Origin of the sequence: Achromobacter insuavis, from assembly GCF_902859645.1 — a bacterium.
Taxonomy (GTDB): domain Bacteria; phylum Pseudomonadota; class Gammaproteobacteria; order Burkholderiales; family Burkholderiaceae_B; genus Achromobacter; species Achromobacter insuavis.
Genome location: NZ_CADIJR010000015.1, coordinates 24,226 through 38,690 on the forward strand (window position 1 = coordinate 24,226; position 14,465 = coordinate 38,690).

Consider the following 14,465-nt stretch of genomic DNA (forward strand, 5'->3'; position numbering starts at 1 on the left):
AGATCCGTTCCATGGCCAACAAGTTCGAACCGTTAATCACCGTTGATGAGGTGCAAGAGATCCTTGCGGAGCCCAAGGAAACGGTCAAGCAGATCACCTGGATCCCGAAGCCGGCCGCCACCAGCATCCAATGGATGGAGTTCGCCAGCCCGTGCCGCGTCAAGGGCGAGGTGCGCGACGACGTCATCTTCCGCGCCATCTACCGCGGCGCCCGCACCGTGGTGCACGGCCAGGCCACCATCTTCCTGGCCGAGGCCTTCTGCGCCAGCCTGTTCGTCGGCCCGCACCGCGTGTTCGGCGTCGATACCGACGACTCGTTCCACACCAGCCTGGTGGGCGAAGGCCGGCCGCAGTACCGCAAACCGCTGGCGGACCGCAGCCATGAACACATCTGGGTGGACGAAGGCGAAGGCTATGCCGAGCCCATCGTGCCCGCCCTGCACACGGTCGCCGAGCTGATGCAGTATTTCCTGCCGAGGGCCAACCTGGCCCTGACCGGCGGTTTCGCGCATCCCCTCAAGGGCCGTCAAATCGAACTGATCCTATGAGCAATTTCCTGGAAGCCTCCGGCTGGACCGTCCTGCCGGCGGGCGAACACGCCATCCGCGCCATCTCGCCGATGACGCTGGGCCTGGACGGCCAGCACGCCGCGTTCTTCATCGCCTACCCGGACGACGCCACGTTCTATCTCACCGACGCCTGTGAGACGTCGATGCATGCCTCCAGCTACGGCATCGAGCTGGCGCCCAAGCGCATCGACATCCTCAATGAAACGCCGGGCGTGAGCCTGGCGCACTTCGACAAGTCGGGCGCCATCGTCGCCACGGGCCCCAACGAGCAATTGCAGGAAGCCCTGTGGGACGCGGTCAAGCTGGCCATGGCGCTGTCGTTCCAGTGCGCCAAGTGGATGCCGCGCTTCAGCCAGCTGCGTTTTCGCGCCCAGGTGGGCCGGGCGCTGGCGGCCGGCGTCGGTCCCAACCGCATGGTCAAGGGCGCGCGCGCCAAGGGCAGCAGCGGCCACACCGCCGACTTCGCCTTCGGCGTGCGCGCCGCCGGCAGCACCGCGCTGACGTACATCGAACCGATCGCGCTCAAGGCCGGCAAGAAAATGGACTGGACCCAGGTCTACCAGACCCACGGCAAGATGTCGGACGTGAAAATGGCCGATGCGCGCAACTCGCGCATGGTGATCCTGGAAGACGGCGCGTCGGCCGAGGAACTCAAGAAGGCCGTGGCCATCCTGGAACAGTCGGCCAGCGTGCTGACGCTGGCCAAGACGCGCGACTGGAAGGCCGTGTTCGCGGCCGAGTGAATACGGCCGCCGCCGGGCGGCGCATCATGGCGACCGGCGCGCCGCGGCAGGGGCGCCGTGGAAATTCCCTCGCCGTCAGGCGTCAGGATGGCACGTGGGTCAGGCCGTCGACGATCTCGCGCCCGTGCAGGATGGCGGCATGCACCGCCTCGCGCGGGCTGTAGACGAAGCCGCCTTCGGCAAAGCGTGGCACGGGGTATTCGTCGCCGCCTTCCAGCACGGCGCCCGCCTGGACCACCATGATCGATGCGATGAAAACGGGGCCGCTGGGCAGCGTCTGAACCTCTTCGCCCGCGCCCCGGGACACCTTGGCCGTCAGCCGGTATCCCTTGTAGATCAAGTTGTTCTGATGCACTTCGGATGCCCTCTTTCTGCGGACCAGCATACCCCGGCTGTTCATGACAGTTCGGATAAGTTTTGTAACCTCGGCATTCGATAGAAACATTGTTGCAATGCACGAATTGCGTCCCCGTTTCCGCCGGACGCGGGGTACAGGCCGGACAGGCAGGCGGTGCGCGGCTGACAGCCAGATGACACTCGATGACACTGTCATCTGGCCGCCGCCGCGCTGATCCGTCCCGGGGATTTCCCCTATGACTGTTGCGAAAGCGCACTTTCGGGCGCCTGCATGCCGGTCGCCCGCAGGTAGTCGGGCCGGGTCCAGCCCCGTCCCAGCAGGAACATGCGGGTATGCAGGTCGCCCAGCACCGGCGGCGTCACCGTGGCGCCCAGATAGGTCAGGCGCTTGCGCCGCAGGTCGACGTAGCCCAGCTCGTAGTCGCGGGCCAGCCCCAGCCACAGGCGATGGGCGCCGGCCGACTGGCGCGCGCCGCTCATGATGCACAGGCCGGCCTCCAGCCCCCAGCGATAGACCGCGGTGGCCAGCCCCATGCCCTGGTAGGGCGCGGCGTACTTCGAGTGCGGCGCGCGCACGTAGGGATCGGCGCGCCGCCCCACCTCGATCAGCCGGTTGAACACCGTATAGCCCGCCAGCCGGCCGCGCCGCGCGTCCACCACATACACGTAATACTCGCCATCGGCTTCGCGGTAGCGAAGCACCATGCCAGGGATGTCGGTTTGAACCTCCGGCAATCCATACAAGCGGTCCGAAGGACGATTCATGCGGTCGTGGATGGCATCGAGTTCCGTCTCCACTTCATGCGGAGCATGGTTGACGTCGATGCGCAGTTCCGTCGCGATTGGCAGAGTGCGGCGGAAAGCGTGCAGGGCCAGCGTAGGCAAGGCCACCTCCTGTGCAGGGCAAATGCCCGATGAAAAAAGCGGTGCGTGCGCCGGCCCGGCCTGCCGGCCAAGGGGCGACGCGTGATGTCGATGGGGTCGTGCGGAAACCGCCGCGGCCTCTCGTCCGCGGCAAAGCGATTTCATGACGGGCTAGGCCGCGGCGTGGCCGCCGCTACGGCGCCAGTCCGCGCTATCGCCGGAGGCCTCGTCGGGCATGCCGAAGAACGCCGGAAACTGGCGCGCGCCCTTGCGTGTGACCGACAGCGCGCGCGAATCCAGGTCCTTGTCGATCCAGCCGCGCGCGAGCAGCGCCTCCAGCAACGCGGCGCCGAGCGCGCCGCCCAGATGCGAGCGGCGCTCGCTCCAGTCCAGGCACGGGCAGGCGAAGCGGCGGCGGCGCTGGCGCGCCTGCGCCACGTCGACCCCGACCTGCGCCAGCGAGGCCTCGCCCAGCGGCGTCAGCGCGTAGTCGCGGCCATCGGCCGCCAGCCACTGGCGCGCCAGCATCGCGTCGTGGATGCGCACGGCCAGCGTGCCAGCCATGTGGTCGTAGCAGGTGCGCGCCTCGCGCAGCGCCGACGGCGTGTTGGGCTTGAACGGCGTGCGCTCGGCGCCCGCCACCACCAGCAGCGCCTCCAGCGCGCGCGCGACTTCGGCATTGGCCAGCCGGTAATAGCGGTGCTTGCCCTGCGCCGCCTGCTCCACCAGCCCCTGCTCGCGCAGGCGCTGGAAATGGCTGCTGGCGGTGGAGGCGCCGATCTCGGCGGCCGCGGCCAGTTCGGTGGCGGTGCGGGCGCGGCCGTCCAGCAGCACGCACAGCATGCGCGCCCGCGCCGGATCGGCGATCGCGCCGGCAACGGCCGACAGGTTGATATCGGCGAACTCGGATTCCATGATTCGGTCCCGGCCAAAGTGTTGTCTACAGGGCCAAGCATACTGCGAGTCATCCCAACAAAACAGCCGGCGCCATCGCCAGCCGCTTGCCATGCACACCCCACTGCGTTTTTTCGGCCGGAAAGTCCTTTACGCCACCTTCGTGCTGGCCATCTTCGGCTGGGGCGTCGGCTTCTATGGCCCGCCCGTGTTCCTGCACGCGGTGGTGCAGCGCACCGGCTGGAGCGTGGCGCTGGTGTCGGCCGCGGTCACCCTGCACTTCCTGTGCGGCACGCTGATCGTGGCCAACCTGCCGCGCCTGTACCGGCGCTGGGGCGTGCCGGCGGTCACCCTGGCCGGCGCCATCGCGCTGGCGCTGGGCGTGTCGGGATGGGCCCGCGCGGCCGCGCCATGGCAGCTGTACGCGGCCGCGCTGTTCTCCGGCATGGGCTGGGTCACGCTGGGCGCGGCGGCGGTCAACGCGCTGATCTCGCCCTGGTTCGTCAAGCGCCGGCCGGCCGCGCTGGGCATGGCCTACAACGGCGCCAGCATCGGCGGCGTGGTGTTCTCGCCGCTGTGGGTGTTCCTGATCGCGGGCTACGGCTTCGCGCAGGCGGCCTGGTGGGTCGGCGCGGCGATGGTGCTGGTGATCGCGGTGCTGGCGCGCAAGGTGTTCGCCGTCACGCCGCAACAGCTCGGCCAGCATCCCGACGGCGTGCCGCCGGACGCGCCGGCGCAGGCCGCCGCCGCCGCGCTGGCGCGCGTGCCGCGCCTGTGGCGCGACCGCGCCTTCCTGTCGCTGGGCGCCGGCATGGCGCTGGGGCTGTTCGCGCAGATCGGCCTGATCGCGCACCTGCTGTCGCTGCTGGCGCCGCTATTGGGCGCGCAGACCGCCGGCATCGCGATGGGCCTGGCCACCGCCAGCGCCATCGCCGGCCGCAGCCTGGTGGGCTGGCTGATGCCGGCCTCGGCCGACCGCCGCCTGATCGCCTGCCTGTCCTATGGCGCGCAGATCGCCGGCTCGCTGGTGCTGATGCTGGCGGTGGACCATGCCTGGGCGGTGTGGGCGGGCGTGCTGCTGTTCGGCGCCGGCATCGGCAACGCCACCTCGCTGCCGCCCTTGATCGCGCAGGCCGAATTCGCGCGCGAGGACGCGGCGCGGGTGGTGCCGCTGATCGTGGCCATGTCGCAGGGCGCCTATGCCTTCGCGCCCGCCGTGTTCGGCGTGCTGCGCACGCTGTCCGGCCAGGAGCAGCATCCGCTGTTCTGGTTCCTCGCGGTGGCGGCGGCGCTGCAGGCGGCGGCCATCGCCTGCCTGGCGTGGGGCCGCGGCGCCGCGCGCCAGCGGCGCCTGCAGGCGGCTAGCGCGGCCTGATCGGGCCGCCTGCAGGCCTCGATCGGTGTCGGTCAACCCGTGTGATTCCAGCCGTGGCGTGCAACCGCCATGCTTCATCCGCCGCGATGCAGCGCCCGCCGGTCACGCCAGCCCGCCGCGACGCGCCACCAGTCCGGCCATCACGGCGTCGCCCTGTTCATCGGCCAGCCCCGCCGCCACGCCCTGGCGGTCGGCCACGGTGCGGTTCTGGCTGACCTTCCATTTGCCTTCGATGCGCGTGATCGCGATTTCGACGCCGACGATGGCGCGCATCTGCGCCGCGATGAAATCCTCGGGCGCATCCTCGACGCGCCAGGGCTGCACCCGCGCCTTTTCCTGCGCTTCGGTCAGCGCGCCGATCTGCGCGCGCACCCAGACGGGATCGTCGTGCACCGTCGGCGTGCCCCACACATGCACGGCGACGAAATTCCAGGTCGGCACGACCTTGTGCGTCTCGGCCTTGGTGGCGTACCAGGACGGCGTGATGTAGGCCTGCGCGCCATGGAACACCAGCAGGCAGTCGCCGCCGGCGGCCAGTTCCTTCCATTGCGGATTGGCGCGCGCCATGTGCAGCCGCAGCACCCCGTGCGGCCCTTCCGGATACAGCAGACAGGGAATGTGGTTGGCCATCAGCCCGCCCTCCCCGCTGGTCATCAGCACCCCCAGGGGATGCGCGCGGATGAAATCGTGCTGGACCTCGAGGGAATCTTCACGGAAGGCGGACGGCAGGTACATGGCGGAATAGGCGCGGGAAAGGGAAACACACACCATAGCGCCGCGCTGGCTCCATTGCCAGAGCCATATAACCCTCAATTCATGGAGCCACAATGCGCGTGGCTCCCCGGCGACGGCGCCGCCGGCAGCCGATCACATCAACGGATCGCACCCGCGCATCCCGCCACCGCCCGCCGGATCACGCCAGCGCTTTCACCAGCAGCACCGTCGTGAAACCGCTGTCCCATTCCTCGTCGGGATAGGTGTCGACCTCGGCATAGCCATGCTTGGCGTAGAACGCGCGGCTCTGCGTATTGAAGGTGTCGGTCTCCAGCCGCGCCTCGCCGAAGCCGGCGGCGCGCATGCCATCCTCGGCCAGCGCCAGCAGCGCCGCGCCGACCCCGCGCCGCTGCTGCGCCGGATGCACGTGCAGGGCCCAGATGAAGTTCTTCTCCCAGTCCACCATGCCCGCCACGCGGCCGCCGGCCTCGCACACCTGGAAGCGCGCGCCGCGCTCGGCGACGTATTGCGGGATCTTGCCGCTATCCAGGAAGTGCTGGTACTTCTGCGGCGTCATCTGCGGCCGCCAGGTGCCTTCATAGGTTTGCGTCAATATGTCCTCCAGCGCCGCCACATCGTCGGGGCGCGCCGGTCGGATCGTCAGGGAAGTCCGGGTTTGCGTCATGCGCGGCAGTGTAGCAACCGCGCGCGCGCCCTATCGTCGGACGCGTTCGTAGGCCTGGTTCATGCGCTCGCGCGCGGCCGTTTCATGCGCATAGGCGCGGTCGTAAGTGGCCAGGCAGGCCGCCGTCGGATCGGGCCATTTGATCGCGGCGACGGCCGCGGTCAATTCGTCGCGCGCGCGCTGCCATTCCTTGACGGCGGCGTACCATTCCTTGGTCGTGTCCATAGTTCCCTCCCTATGTGCACGGCCCCATCGTAGTCCCGCCCGCGCCGGCCGCGACTACTGCTTTCAGCGACGCAAATGGATGAGTCCGACCCCGCGCCGGATGGCGACTTTGCGCCGCATCGAGCGCGCTGTTCGCCCGCCAGGCCAGGGCGCCGCGCGGCCAAGGTAAAATGATCGGATGCAACCGGGACCAGCATCGCGGCAGGCGCCGCGGCGGTCCCTTGCATGGATGCCGCGGACGCGGCTTCCCGCCAGCGCCGCCATGACGCCGCGGCCCGCACGGGCCATTCACGCAATGCGCTCATGCGGCGAAATCCAGACACAACGCCTCCAGAAATGAACGCTGCGCCGCCGCGGTGGTCGTAGGGTAGCCGGCCCGCCGCGCCATCGCCCGCCGCACCGCACCCGCGGCGCCGCGCCCTCCGCTTTCCTCATATCACGATGTGATGAATATTGACGTCAACCCTCACTTACTCACGGCCACGGCAAATGCTACTGTTCCGCCTGTGCAAGGAGTACAAGCAATGGATCAGAAAACGAAACCCTGGGCCTTTCCCAAACCCCATCCGGAAAACACCCCGCGGGGCGAACGAAACAAACAGGAGTTCGACACGCCGCCGGTGAGCGAAACGCCCGCGGCCAAGCCGCGCGGCAAGAAAAGCGCCACCACGGCCGCCGCCGCCAAATCATGACGCGTCATTGACGGCCGTCCACCCATGCGCCCGCCCGCCACCGCGCCGATCCCCGCCGCCTTCGCGCGGCCGGTGCGCGGCCCGCGAGGCCTGAATCCGCCGCGCGCCCCGGGACGCCGGCCGCATCAATCATGAACGCGTTCATGAATCCGGCGCTGCGGGGCGCCGGCCGGATCACCGGCGTGTTCTTCCACCCGGCCGGCGACATCGTCGCCGTGGCCTCCGCCTTTCCCCTCCTGATCAATCCGCCTGCGCGCGCCGCCTATGGCGGCGCCGCGCTGCGCTACCGCGTCGGCCTCTACCGCCGCGGCGATCCCGTGCCGTTCGCGGCCTGCGACGCGCCGCGCCTGCCCATCAACGACGTCGCCTTCCATCCGGACCAGCCCGTCATCGCCATCGGCGCGGGCAGCTACGACGGCGGCTATCTGTTCGAGGGCGAACTGATCGCCTGGAATTGGCAAAGCGGCGCCAGCCGCCGCCCCTTCCTCAACGTGCCCGAAGTGGTGCGTTGCCGCTACCTCGACGACGGCCGCATCCAAGCCTGGGTGCGCCCCTGGGATGAATCGTGGGACGAGCAGGACGGCGACGTCCCGCCCGCTTTCGAAACGCTGCTGCCGGTATGGGCCGAGGCCGACGCCGCGCCCGTCACGCCGGACCTGGACCCCGCCGCCGCCGTCCTCGACCCGGCCATGCCACGCGATGACGGCGACCCGGCCTCGCGCCTGGCGCAATGGCTGGGCCTGCCCGACCTGGGCCTGCGCGGCGCCATCTGGGACCTGGCGTGGCTCGACGCCGACACGCTCGCCGCGGTCCACGACGGCTGCCTGCTCGAGCGCTACCGCGCCGACGGCGCGTTGCTCGCGCGTCACGACGGCGGCGGCCGCGGCGCCGAGATCCTGCGCACCACGCCGCTCGTCGTGCACGCGATCGCCCCGCCCGATCCCGCCGACCGCTTCCGCCGCGACTCGCGCTTGTACGCGCTGCGCGACGGCGAGCTGACGACGCTGCGCGACGAGGATGGCCAATACACCTTCTGCGCCAGCGCCGACGGCCGCCTGCTCGGCCGCCGCGACCGCATCGATGCGCGCCGCCGCGGCGCCGGCGACGTCCTGCTCGATGCCACGCTGACCGACGCACGGCGTCTCGATCTCGGCCACTACGACTGCTTCAACCACTACATCGGCATCAACGGCGCGCCCGATCTGTTCACGGTGCAGGGCACGCCGCCCGATTCGCACGAAGGCAAGCACCTGTGCCGGGTCCACGCCGATGGTCGCCTCGAACGCCTGTGGCCATTGCTCAAGCCGGACGGCACGCCCGCCAGCCACGCCATGGAATGCCGCGGCGCCTACGTCGATGACGCGCTCGGCGCCGGCCTGGTGATCGCCGGCAAGCACTACTCGCCCACGGTCGGCAACGCCTATCGCGGCTTCATCTACCGCAAGTCGCTGGCGCGCGGCCAGGAACGCTGGCGCCATGCCACCCCGGCCTCGGCCAGCGCCATCGTCGTGGCCGACGGCCTGGTGCTGGCGGCCTTCCTCGACGGCACCCTGATGCTGATCGACGCGGACAGCGGCGACCTGCTGCTGGCGTCCCGGGTCCGCATCGGCGGCATCGCCACCGTGCTCTACGCCCTCGCCGCGCACGGCGGCAGACTGGCCGTCGGCGCCATCGACGGCCGCATCGCGCTCGTCGACCTGGCCGCGCTGGCCGCCCTGCGCCCGACCCGCGGCGGCATCGATCTGGCATGATGGGGCCATCGCGGGCATCGCCGCCCGCCCCCCTTGAACCGATCGCCCACGCCCATGCACTACACCCAGGACCCCGCCACCCCGCCCGCCCCCACCGTCAGCTTCGACGACTTCATGAAGGTCGACATCCGCGTCGGCACCATCATCGCCGCCGATCCCTTTCCCGAGGCGCGCAAGCCGGCCTACAAGCTGACCATTGATTTCGGCGCCGGCGTCGGCGTCAAGAAAAGCTCGGCGCAGATCACCGGCCGCTACACGCTCGAGCAACTGCCGGGCAAGCGCGTGCTCGGCATCGTCAACTTCCCGCCGCGCCAGGTCGGCCCGGTGCGCTCGGAAGTGCTGGTGCTGGGGCTGGCCGACGCCGCCGACCAGACCGTGCTGGTCACGCCCGAGCTGGACGTGCCCAACGGCGCCCGGCTGACCTGAACCTGAAAATTTCGCCCCGGCGCCCCGCGCCCTTTGCTACACTGCAAGCCTCCCTGGGGAGTAGCCTCTTCCGGCCCCGTCCGGAAGCGCCCGCGTCAACACTCTTGGCCCTTCTGGCCATGGCGCCGGCAACCGACACGGTTTGGCGAGACCACGGACTTTTCCATAGCTTCTGACCGGGCGATATGGAAAGTCTGTGTGTTTCGCCCGGTCGGAGCCTCTCCCGCATGAACGCCCTTTCCACCCTCATCCTGGCCTTCGCCATGTCCACCGACGCCTTCGCCGCGGCGGTCGGCAAAGGCGCCGCCCTGCACAAGCCACGGCTGTCCGAAGCGCTGCGCACCGGCGTGATCTTCGGCGTGATCGAAGCCATCACGCCCGTGATCGGCTGGGCGCTCGGCTCCATGGCCGCCCGCTTCGTGCAGGACTGGGACCATTGGATCGCCTTCGGCATGCTCTGTATCCTGGGCGCGATGATGATCCGCAACGGCCTGGGCGCCGACCACGAAGAAGCCGCGCCGGTCGGCCGCCATTCGTTCTGGCTGCTGGCCGCCACCGGCTTCGCCACCAGCATCGACGCCATGGCCGTCGGCGTCAGCCTGGCCTTCATCGACAACAACATCGCCGTCACCGCGCTGGCCATCGGCCTGGCGACCATGCTGATGGTGACCCTGGGCGTCATGATCGGCCGGCTGGTCGGCAACGTCGCCGGCAAGCGCGCCGAGGTGCTGGGCGGCCTGGCGCTGATCGGCATCGGCGCCACCATCCTGTACGAGCACTTGAAGGCGTAAGACGCGCGCCCGCCACACGCGTGGCGGGCGCGCCGATCTCTCGGAAAATAGCGGACGGAATGACCCCGATCGCGCCGTGGGATCGGGCTATCCTCACACGCTTGTTGCAGCGCATATGCATGATCCGCCCCTGCCCGGGCGCATCGGCGCGCCGCAGCGCCCGCCCGCGCGCCGGGCCGGGAACGACGCGAACAGGATGCTCCCCCCATGGCCTTGAAACACTACCGCGACCTCGACGTCCACGAAGCCGCGAAGGCCCGCATCCGGCTGGTGTTCCAGCACTTCGAGCGGGTCTGCGTCGCCTTCTCCGGCGGCAAGGACAGCTCCGTCACCCTGCACCTGGCGCTCGAGGTCGCGCGCGAAATGGGACGCGGCCCGGTGCACGCGGTCTTCATCGACCTCGAAGGCCAATACCAGGCCACCATCGCCCACGTCACCGCCATGTTCGATCGCGCCGACGTCCACCCCTGGTGGATCTGCCTGCCGATCAACCTGCGCAACGCCTCGAGCCTGCGCGAACCCTACTGGTGCGCCTGGGAGCCCGGCCGCGAGGCCGACTGGATCCGGCCGCTGCCGCGGCATCCGTCCGTCATCAACGATCCCGGCTATTTCCCGTTCTACCGCCATCGCATGGAATTCGAGGAATTCGTGCCCGAATTCAATCATTGGCTGGCGCGCGACGCGACCACCGCGTTCCTGGTCGGCATCCGTTCCGACGAATCGCTCAACCGCTATCTCGCCGTCAAACGCCGCACCAAGAAATGCGCCTGGACGCCGCCCGGCGCGCACAAGCCGCTGGCCTGGAGCACCCGCGACAAGCAGCGCGACAACGCCGTCACCTTCTTCCCGATCTACGACTGGAAGTTCGAAGACCTGTGGCGCTACACCGGCGAAAACGGTCACGCCTACAACCGCCTCTACGACCAGATGCTGCGCGCCGGCGTGCCGTATTCGCAGATGCGCATCTGCCAGCCCTACGGCGACGACCAGCGCAAGGGGCTGGACCTGTTCCACAAGCTCGAACCCGCCACCTGGTTCCGCACGGTCAAGCGCGTACAGGGCGCCAACTACGCGGCGCGCTATTGCCGCCAGCGCTTCCTCGGCTATCGCGGCGGGCTGGGCCTGCCGCCCACCTTCGACACCTGGCGCCAGTACAGCCAGTTCCTGCTCGCCAGCATGCCCGTTGCGCTGCGCCAGGTGTACACGCGGCGCATCGACGTCTTCATCGCCTGGTGGGAACAGCGCGGCCATCCGCTGGCGATGTGGCCCGACGCCGGCATCCCCGACCTCGAGAATCGCAAGGTGCAGCCCTCCTGGCGCCGCATCGGCCTGTCGCTGCTCAAGCAGGACATGGCGCGCTCGCTGTCCTTCGGCCCGGCGCGCCGCGACATCGACAGCCTGCTTCCCGACCCGCACCGCTCCGCGCCATGACGCATCCCCTGAAACACTACGATTTCCTGCTGCTGCGCTCATACGACGACGAGCCCGCCTTCTTCGCGCAGATGGGCCGGTTCTTCGCCAGCGCCACGGTGCGCCGCGACTGCGGCGGTTATCCCCTGAACGACAGTCCCCGGCACCGCTGGTTCATCGTCCGGCGGCATAACCATGCGCGCGTGCTCGGCTTCATCAGCATCGAACTGCAAAGCGGCACGGTGCGCATCCGCGACGGCTACATCCGCCCCGAAGCGCGCCAGCTCGGCCTGTTCCGGGCGCTGCGCCAGCGCGTGCTCGACTACATCGACGACCTGGACCAGCCCTGCACCCTGCGCGTGCCCTGGCTCAGCGCCGCGCTGCTGCAACCATACGGCTTCCAGCCCCACACCAGCCGCGGCAACTGGACCACCTTGAAAAGGAATGCGCATGCCACTTCTCGACAGCCTGGAGAACCGGGCCAGGATGCTGTTCAACGAACTGGACAGCCTGCCGATCCGGCAACGGATCGAAGCCATCAACCGGATCCGCCTGTGCCTGCATGAACACAGCCCCTTCGCCGCCGAGCCGGTCGACTGCGTGCAATGGATCCCCGGCGAGGCCGTCGAAGCCAACGACTACAACCCCAACAGCGTCGCGCCGCCGGAAATGCGGCTGCTGGAGCTGTCGATCGAGGCCGACGGCTACACCCAGCCGATCGTCGCGCACCAGGCCGGCCCCGACCGCTACGTCGTCGTCGACGGCTTCCACCGCCAGCGCGTGGGCAAGAAGAAGGGCCCCATCCGCCAGCGCCTGCAGGGCTATCTGCCCATCGTGGCGATCCGCCCCGGGCGCGCCGGCGCCGCCGACCGCATCGCCGCCACCATCCGCCACAACCGCGCCCGCGGCGTGCACGGCGTGATGCCCATGACCGACATCGTCGTGCGCCTGCTCCGTGCCGGCTGGAACGAGGCCGACATCGCCCGCCAGCTCGGCATGGACGACGACGAGGTCCTGCGCTTCAAACAGGTGTCGGGCCTGCCCGAGCTGTTTCTCGATCATCGCTATTCGCGCTCCTGGGACTGACGCCGGCGGCCAGCGGCACGCTCAGGCGGCAGCGCAGGCCCGCGCCCGGCGCCGACTCCAGCGCCAGCGTGCCGCCGTGGCGTCGCGCGATGGCGGCCACGATCGACAGCCCCAGCCCCGCGCCCTCGCCCTGGCGCCCGCCGCGCCAGAAAGGTTCCACCGCCTGCGCGCATTGCGCCGGGGTCAGCCCCGGCCCGCGGTCGCGCACCGTCACCACCAGGTCGGCCGCCACGACCGAGACGCGGACCTCGACCTCGGCCTGCGCCGGCGAATACTTGAGCGCGTTGTCCACCAGATTGCGCACCGCGCAATCCAGCAGCGCATCCGGCAGCGCCGCCCAGGGCTGGCCGGCGGGCAGGTGCCAGCGCACCCGCGCGGGCTTGCGGCTGGCCACCCGCGCCAGCACCGCGAGCGCGTCGCAGGCCGCGTCGGCGCCGTCATCGTCGGCGCGCGCCAGCATCAGCAGTTGCTCGATCAGGCGCTCCAGCCGCGCGGTGCCCTGCAGCGCATGGGCCACCGCCTGGCGGCTGGCCGCGTCCCCGACGGTCGCCGGCAAGCGTTCCAGCACCTGCAGGTGCGCCTTGATGGCCGTCACCGGCGAACGCATCTCGTGCGCCGCGTGGTCCGAGAAATGCCGTTCGCGCAGCAGCATGTCCGCCATGCGCCGCGACAGGCGCGCCAGGCCCTGGCCGACGCCGAACCACAGCAGCCCGACCCCCACCAGCAGGCCGGCCACGCCGGGCAGCAGCGCCATCCAGGCCATCTGCCGGTGCAGGGCCGCGCGGATGTCCATGCGGCCGGCCGTGGCGATGCGCACCCCGTCGCGTTCGATGGCGTAGGTGCGCCACGGGCCGCCAGCGTGCGCGAGCAGGCCGAACCCCAGCGGCGCGCCATCCAGCGCCGGCCCGCCCGGCGCCCGCGCCCGCGCCGGCGCGTCGCCGGCAGGTCCGCTGACTTCGCAAGCCAGGCCATCGCACAACGGCAGGCCGACCGCGGCCGCCATCTCCACGGCGTCTTCCCGCGGCGCGCGCGGCCATTGCGTCATCAGCCGCGCCACCATCACCGCCGATGCCGCCAGCCGCGAATCCAGGGCCGCGTCCAGCTCGGCGCTGGCATGCTGGAACGCCCACAGCGTGACGGCGCCGCCGAACACCAGCCAGACCGCGCCCAGCAGCAGCAACAGGCGGGCGCGCAGGCTCATGGCGCCGGCATCCCCAGGCGGTAGCCCCAGCCGCGCACCGTCTCGATCAGGTCGGCGCCCAGCTTGCGGCGCAGCTTGTGGATGTGCACGTTGACCGCGTTGCTCTCGACCCGGTCGTCAAAGCCATACAGGCTGTCGCGCAGCTGGTCCATGGTGAGGATCTGCCCGGGATGCTGCAGCAGGGTCTTGAGCAGCGCCAGCTCGCGCCGCTGCAGCGTGACGCGCCGGCCGTCGCACAGCACTTCGCCGCGCGACAGGAACAGGGTCAGGCGGCCGTGGTCGATGCGGTCGGCGCCATGGCCGGCGGCGCGCCGTATCAGCGCCTGCAGCCGCGCGCCCAGTTCGTCCAGGTCGAACGGCTTGAGGACGTAGTCGTCGGCGCCCGCGCGCAGGGCGCCGACGCGCTGCGCCACCCCCGACCGGGCGCTGAGCACCAGCACCGGCAGGTTCTGGCGCCGCGCGCGCCATTTCGCCAGCAGCGTCACGCCGTCGCCGTCGGGCAGGCCCAGGTCCAGCACACAAGCGCTGACGTGGGAGGTCTGCACCGCCAGGTCGGCCTGCCGCAGATCGCCGACCGCATCGACCACGAAGCCCTGCAACCCCAGGCCGGCCTGCACCGCCAGGGCGATGGAGGCGTCATCCTCGACCAACAAAATCCGCATGGCGGGCTCTCCGTTCCGGC

The 14,465-nt window shown here is 70.2% G+C and carries 18 protein-coding genes and 1 riboswitch; of the genes, 10 read left to right on the forward strand and 8 right to left on the reverse strand.

The annotated features are described in order from the left end of the window. The first annotated feature begins 11 nt into the window (after positions 1-11). Positions 12-548, forward strand: coding sequence for a hypothetical protein (locus H0523_RS10790; RefSeq protein ID WP_054431556.1), 537 nt, complete (start codon positions 12-14; stop codon positions 546-548). Next, complete coding sequence (locus H0523_RS10795) at positions 545-1,312, forward strand: hypothetical protein (RefSeq protein WP_054431557.1); 768 nt, start codon at positions 545-547, stop codon at positions 1,310-1,312. The genes H0523_RS10790 and H0523_RS10795 overlap by 4 nt, the downstream gene beginning before the upstream one ends. Before the next feature lie 82 nt (positions 1,313-1,394). Here the strand turns inward: H0523_RS10795 and H0523_RS10800 are convergent, their stop codons facing one another. From H0523_RS10800 to H0523_RS10810, 3 genes are all read right to left on the reverse strand, one after another. After that, positions 1,395-1,667: a hypothetical protein gene (locus H0523_RS10800; protein WP_006390430.1), complete on the reverse strand. Its 273-nt coding sequence runs from the start codon at positions 1,665-1,667 to the stop codon at positions 1,395-1,397. 236 nt (positions 1,668-1,903) lie between these two features. After that, positions 1,904-2,554 (reverse strand): hypothetical protein, encoded by a 651-nt coding sequence (locus tag H0523_RS10805; protein WP_054431558.1) that lies wholly within the window; start codon positions 2,552-2,554, stop codon positions 1,904-1,906. Positions 2,555-2,704: 150 nt separating this feature from the next. Further along, on the reverse strand, positions 2,705-3,448 hold the full coding sequence (locus H0523_RS10810; protein WP_054431559.1) for an ArsR/SmtB family transcription factor: 744 nt from the start codon (positions 3,446-3,448) through the stop codon (positions 2,705-2,707). 91 nt (positions 3,449-3,539) lie between these two features. Between H0523_RS10810 and H0523_RS10815 the strand changes: the two genes are divergently transcribed. Beyond that, a complete protein-coding gene (locus H0523_RS10815) occupies positions 3,540-4,802 on the forward strand; it encodes an MFS transporter (protein ID WP_054431560.1) in 1,263 nt (420 codons plus the stop codon). 102 nt (positions 4,803-4,904) lie between these two features. Here the strand turns inward: H0523_RS10815 and H0523_RS10820 are convergent, their stop codons facing one another. The 3 genes from H0523_RS10820 to H0523_RS10830 form a co-directional block, all read right to left on the reverse strand. Continuing rightward, the gene (locus H0523_RS10820; protein ID WP_054431561.1) at positions 4,905-5,537 is read right to left on the reverse strand and encodes an FMN-binding negative transcriptional regulator; all 633 of its coding nucleotides are present in this window, start codon (positions 5,535-5,537) and stop codon (positions 4,905-4,907) included. 178 nt (positions 5,538-5,715) lie between these two features. Then, the gene (locus H0523_RS10825; protein WP_054431562.1) at positions 5,716-6,201 is read right to left on the reverse strand and encodes a GNAT family N-acetyltransferase; all 486 of its coding nucleotides are present in this window, start codon (positions 6,199-6,201) and stop codon (positions 5,716-5,718) included. Between the two features lie 30 nt (positions 6,202-6,231). Next, complete coding sequence (locus tag H0523_RS10830) at positions 6,232-6,426, reverse strand: hypothetical protein (protein ID WP_054431563.1); 195 nt, start codon at positions 6,424-6,426, stop codon at positions 6,232-6,234. A gap of 446 nt (positions 6,427-6,872) precedes the next feature. On the opposite strand from H0523_RS10830, the gene H0523_RS10835 reads away from it, so the two are divergent. The 7 genes from H0523_RS10835 to H0523_RS10865 all read left to right on the forward strand — a co-directional run bounded on the left by H0523_RS10835 (position 6,873) and on the right by H0523_RS10865 (position 12,582). Next, a complete protein-coding gene (locus H0523_RS10835; protein WP_139122249.1) occupies positions 6,873-7,118 on the forward strand; it encodes a hypothetical protein in 246 nt (81 codons plus the stop codon). Positions 7,119-7,249: 131 nt separating this feature from the next. Next, positions 7,250-8,869, forward strand: coding sequence for a PQQ-binding-like beta-propeller repeat protein (locus tag H0523_RS10840; protein WP_054431564.1), 1,620 nt, complete (start codon positions 7,250-7,252; stop codon positions 8,867-8,869). Between the two features lie 54 nt (positions 8,870-8,923). Beyond that, positions 8,924-9,295: a tRNA-binding protein gene (locus H0523_RS10845; RefSeq protein WP_054431565.1), complete on the forward strand. Its 372-nt coding sequence runs from the start codon at positions 8,924-8,926 to the stop codon at positions 9,293-9,295. 43 nt (positions 9,296-9,338) lie between these two features. After that, positions 9,339-9,518, forward strand: a riboswitch (yybP-ykoY riboswitch). 4 nt (positions 9,519-9,522) lie between these two features. Next, positions 9,523-10,086, forward strand: coding sequence for a manganese efflux pump MntP (gene mntP, locus H0523_RS10850; RefSeq protein WP_054431566.1), 564 nt, complete (start codon positions 9,523-9,525; stop codon positions 10,084-10,086). Between the two features lie 207 nt (positions 10,087-10,293). Then, positions 10,294-11,517, forward strand: a complete 1,224-nt coding sequence (locus H0523_RS10855; protein WP_054431567.1) for a DUF3440 domain-containing protein — start codon at positions 10,294-10,296, stop codon at positions 11,515-11,517. Further along, on the forward strand, positions 11,514-12,062 hold the full coding sequence (locus H0523_RS10860; protein ID WP_156350090.1) for an N-acetyltransferase: 549 nt from the start codon (positions 11,514-11,516) through the stop codon (positions 12,060-12,062). Before H0523_RS10855 ends, H0523_RS10860 begins: the two co-directional genes overlap by 4 nt. Continuing rightward, complete coding sequence (locus H0523_RS10865; protein WP_054431724.1) at positions 11,947-12,582, forward strand: IbrB-like domain-containing protein; 636 nt, start codon at positions 11,947-11,949, stop codon at positions 12,580-12,582. Before H0523_RS10860 ends, H0523_RS10865 begins: the two co-directional genes overlap by 116 nt. On the opposite strand, the gene H0523_RS10870 is transcribed toward H0523_RS10865, so the two are convergent. Beyond that, a complete protein-coding gene (locus H0523_RS10870; RefSeq protein WP_054431569.1) occupies positions 12,518-13,783 on the reverse strand; it encodes a sensor histidine kinase in 1,266 nt (421 codons plus the stop codon). The genes H0523_RS10865 and H0523_RS10870 overlap by 65 nt on opposite strands. After that, a complete protein-coding gene (locus tag H0523_RS10875; protein WP_054431570.1) occupies positions 13,780-14,445 on the reverse strand; it encodes a response regulator in 666 nt (221 codons plus the stop codon). Before H0523_RS10875 ends, H0523_RS10870 begins: the two co-directional genes overlap by 4 nt. Positions 14,446-14,465: the final 20 nt, after the last annotated feature.

Excerpts from the sequence above, each read along its gene's own strand:
- H0523_RS10790 (WP_054431556.1), top strand. The coding sequence starts at position 12 with ATGGCCAACAAGTTCGAACCGTTAATCACCGTTGATGAGGTGCAAGAG.
- H0523_RS10795 (WP_054431557.1), top strand. The coding sequence starts at position 545 with ATGAGCAATTTCCTGGAAGCCTCCGGCTGGACCGTCCTGCCGGCGGGC.
- H0523_RS10810 (WP_054431559.1), bottom strand. The coding sequence starts at position 3,448 with ATGGAATCCGAGTTCGCCGATATCAACCTGTCGGCCGTTGCCGGCGCG.
- H0523_RS10815 (WP_054431560.1), top strand. The coding sequence starts at position 3,540 with ATGCACACCCCACTGCGTTTTTTCGGCCGGAAAGTCCTTTACGCCACC.
- H0523_RS10820 (WP_054431561.1), bottom strand. The coding sequence starts at position 5,537 with ATGTACCTGCCGTCCGCCTTCCGTGAAGATTCCCTCGAGGTCCAGCAC.
- H0523_RS10825 (WP_054431562.1), bottom strand. The coding sequence starts at position 6,201 with ATGACGCAAACCCGGACTTCCCTGACGATCCGACCGGCGCGCCCCGAC.
- H0523_RS10830 (WP_054431563.1), bottom strand. The coding sequence starts at position 6,426 with ATGGACACGACCAAGGAATGGTACGCCGCCGTCAAGGAATGGCAGCGC.
- H0523_RS10835 (WP_139122249.1), top strand. The coding sequence starts at position 6,873 with ATGAATATTGACGTCAACCCTCACTTACTCACGGCCACGGCAAATGCT.
- H0523_RS10840 (WP_054431564.1), top strand. The coding sequence starts at position 7,250 with ATGAACGCGTTCATGAATCCGGCGCTGCGGGGCGCCGGCCGGATCACC.
- H0523_RS10845 (WP_054431565.1), top strand. The coding sequence starts at position 8,924 with ATGCACTACACCCAGGACCCCGCCACCCCGCCCGCCCCCACCGTCAGC.
- mntP (WP_054431566.1), top strand. The coding sequence starts at position 9,523 with ATGAACGCCCTTTCCACCCTCATCCTGGCCTTCGCCATGTCCACCGAC.
- H0523_RS10855 (WP_054431567.1), top strand. The coding sequence starts at position 10,294 with ATGGCCTTGAAACACTACCGCGACCTCGACGTCCACGAAGCCGCGAAG.
- H0523_RS10860 (WP_156350090.1), top strand. The coding sequence starts at position 11,514 with ATGACGCATCCCCTGAAACACTACGATTTCCTGCTGCTGCGCTCATAC.
- H0523_RS10865 (WP_054431724.1), top strand. The coding sequence starts at position 11,947 with ATGCCACTTCTCGACAGCCTGGAGAACCGGGCCAGGATGCTGTTCAAC.
- H0523_RS10870 (WP_054431569.1), bottom strand. The coding sequence starts at position 13,783 with ATGAGCCTGCGCGCCCGCCTGTTGCTGCTGCTGGGCGCGGTCTGGCTG.
- H0523_RS10875 (WP_054431570.1), bottom strand. The coding sequence starts at position 14,445 with ATGCGGATTTTGTTGGTCGAGGATGACGCCTCCATCGCCCTGGCGGTG.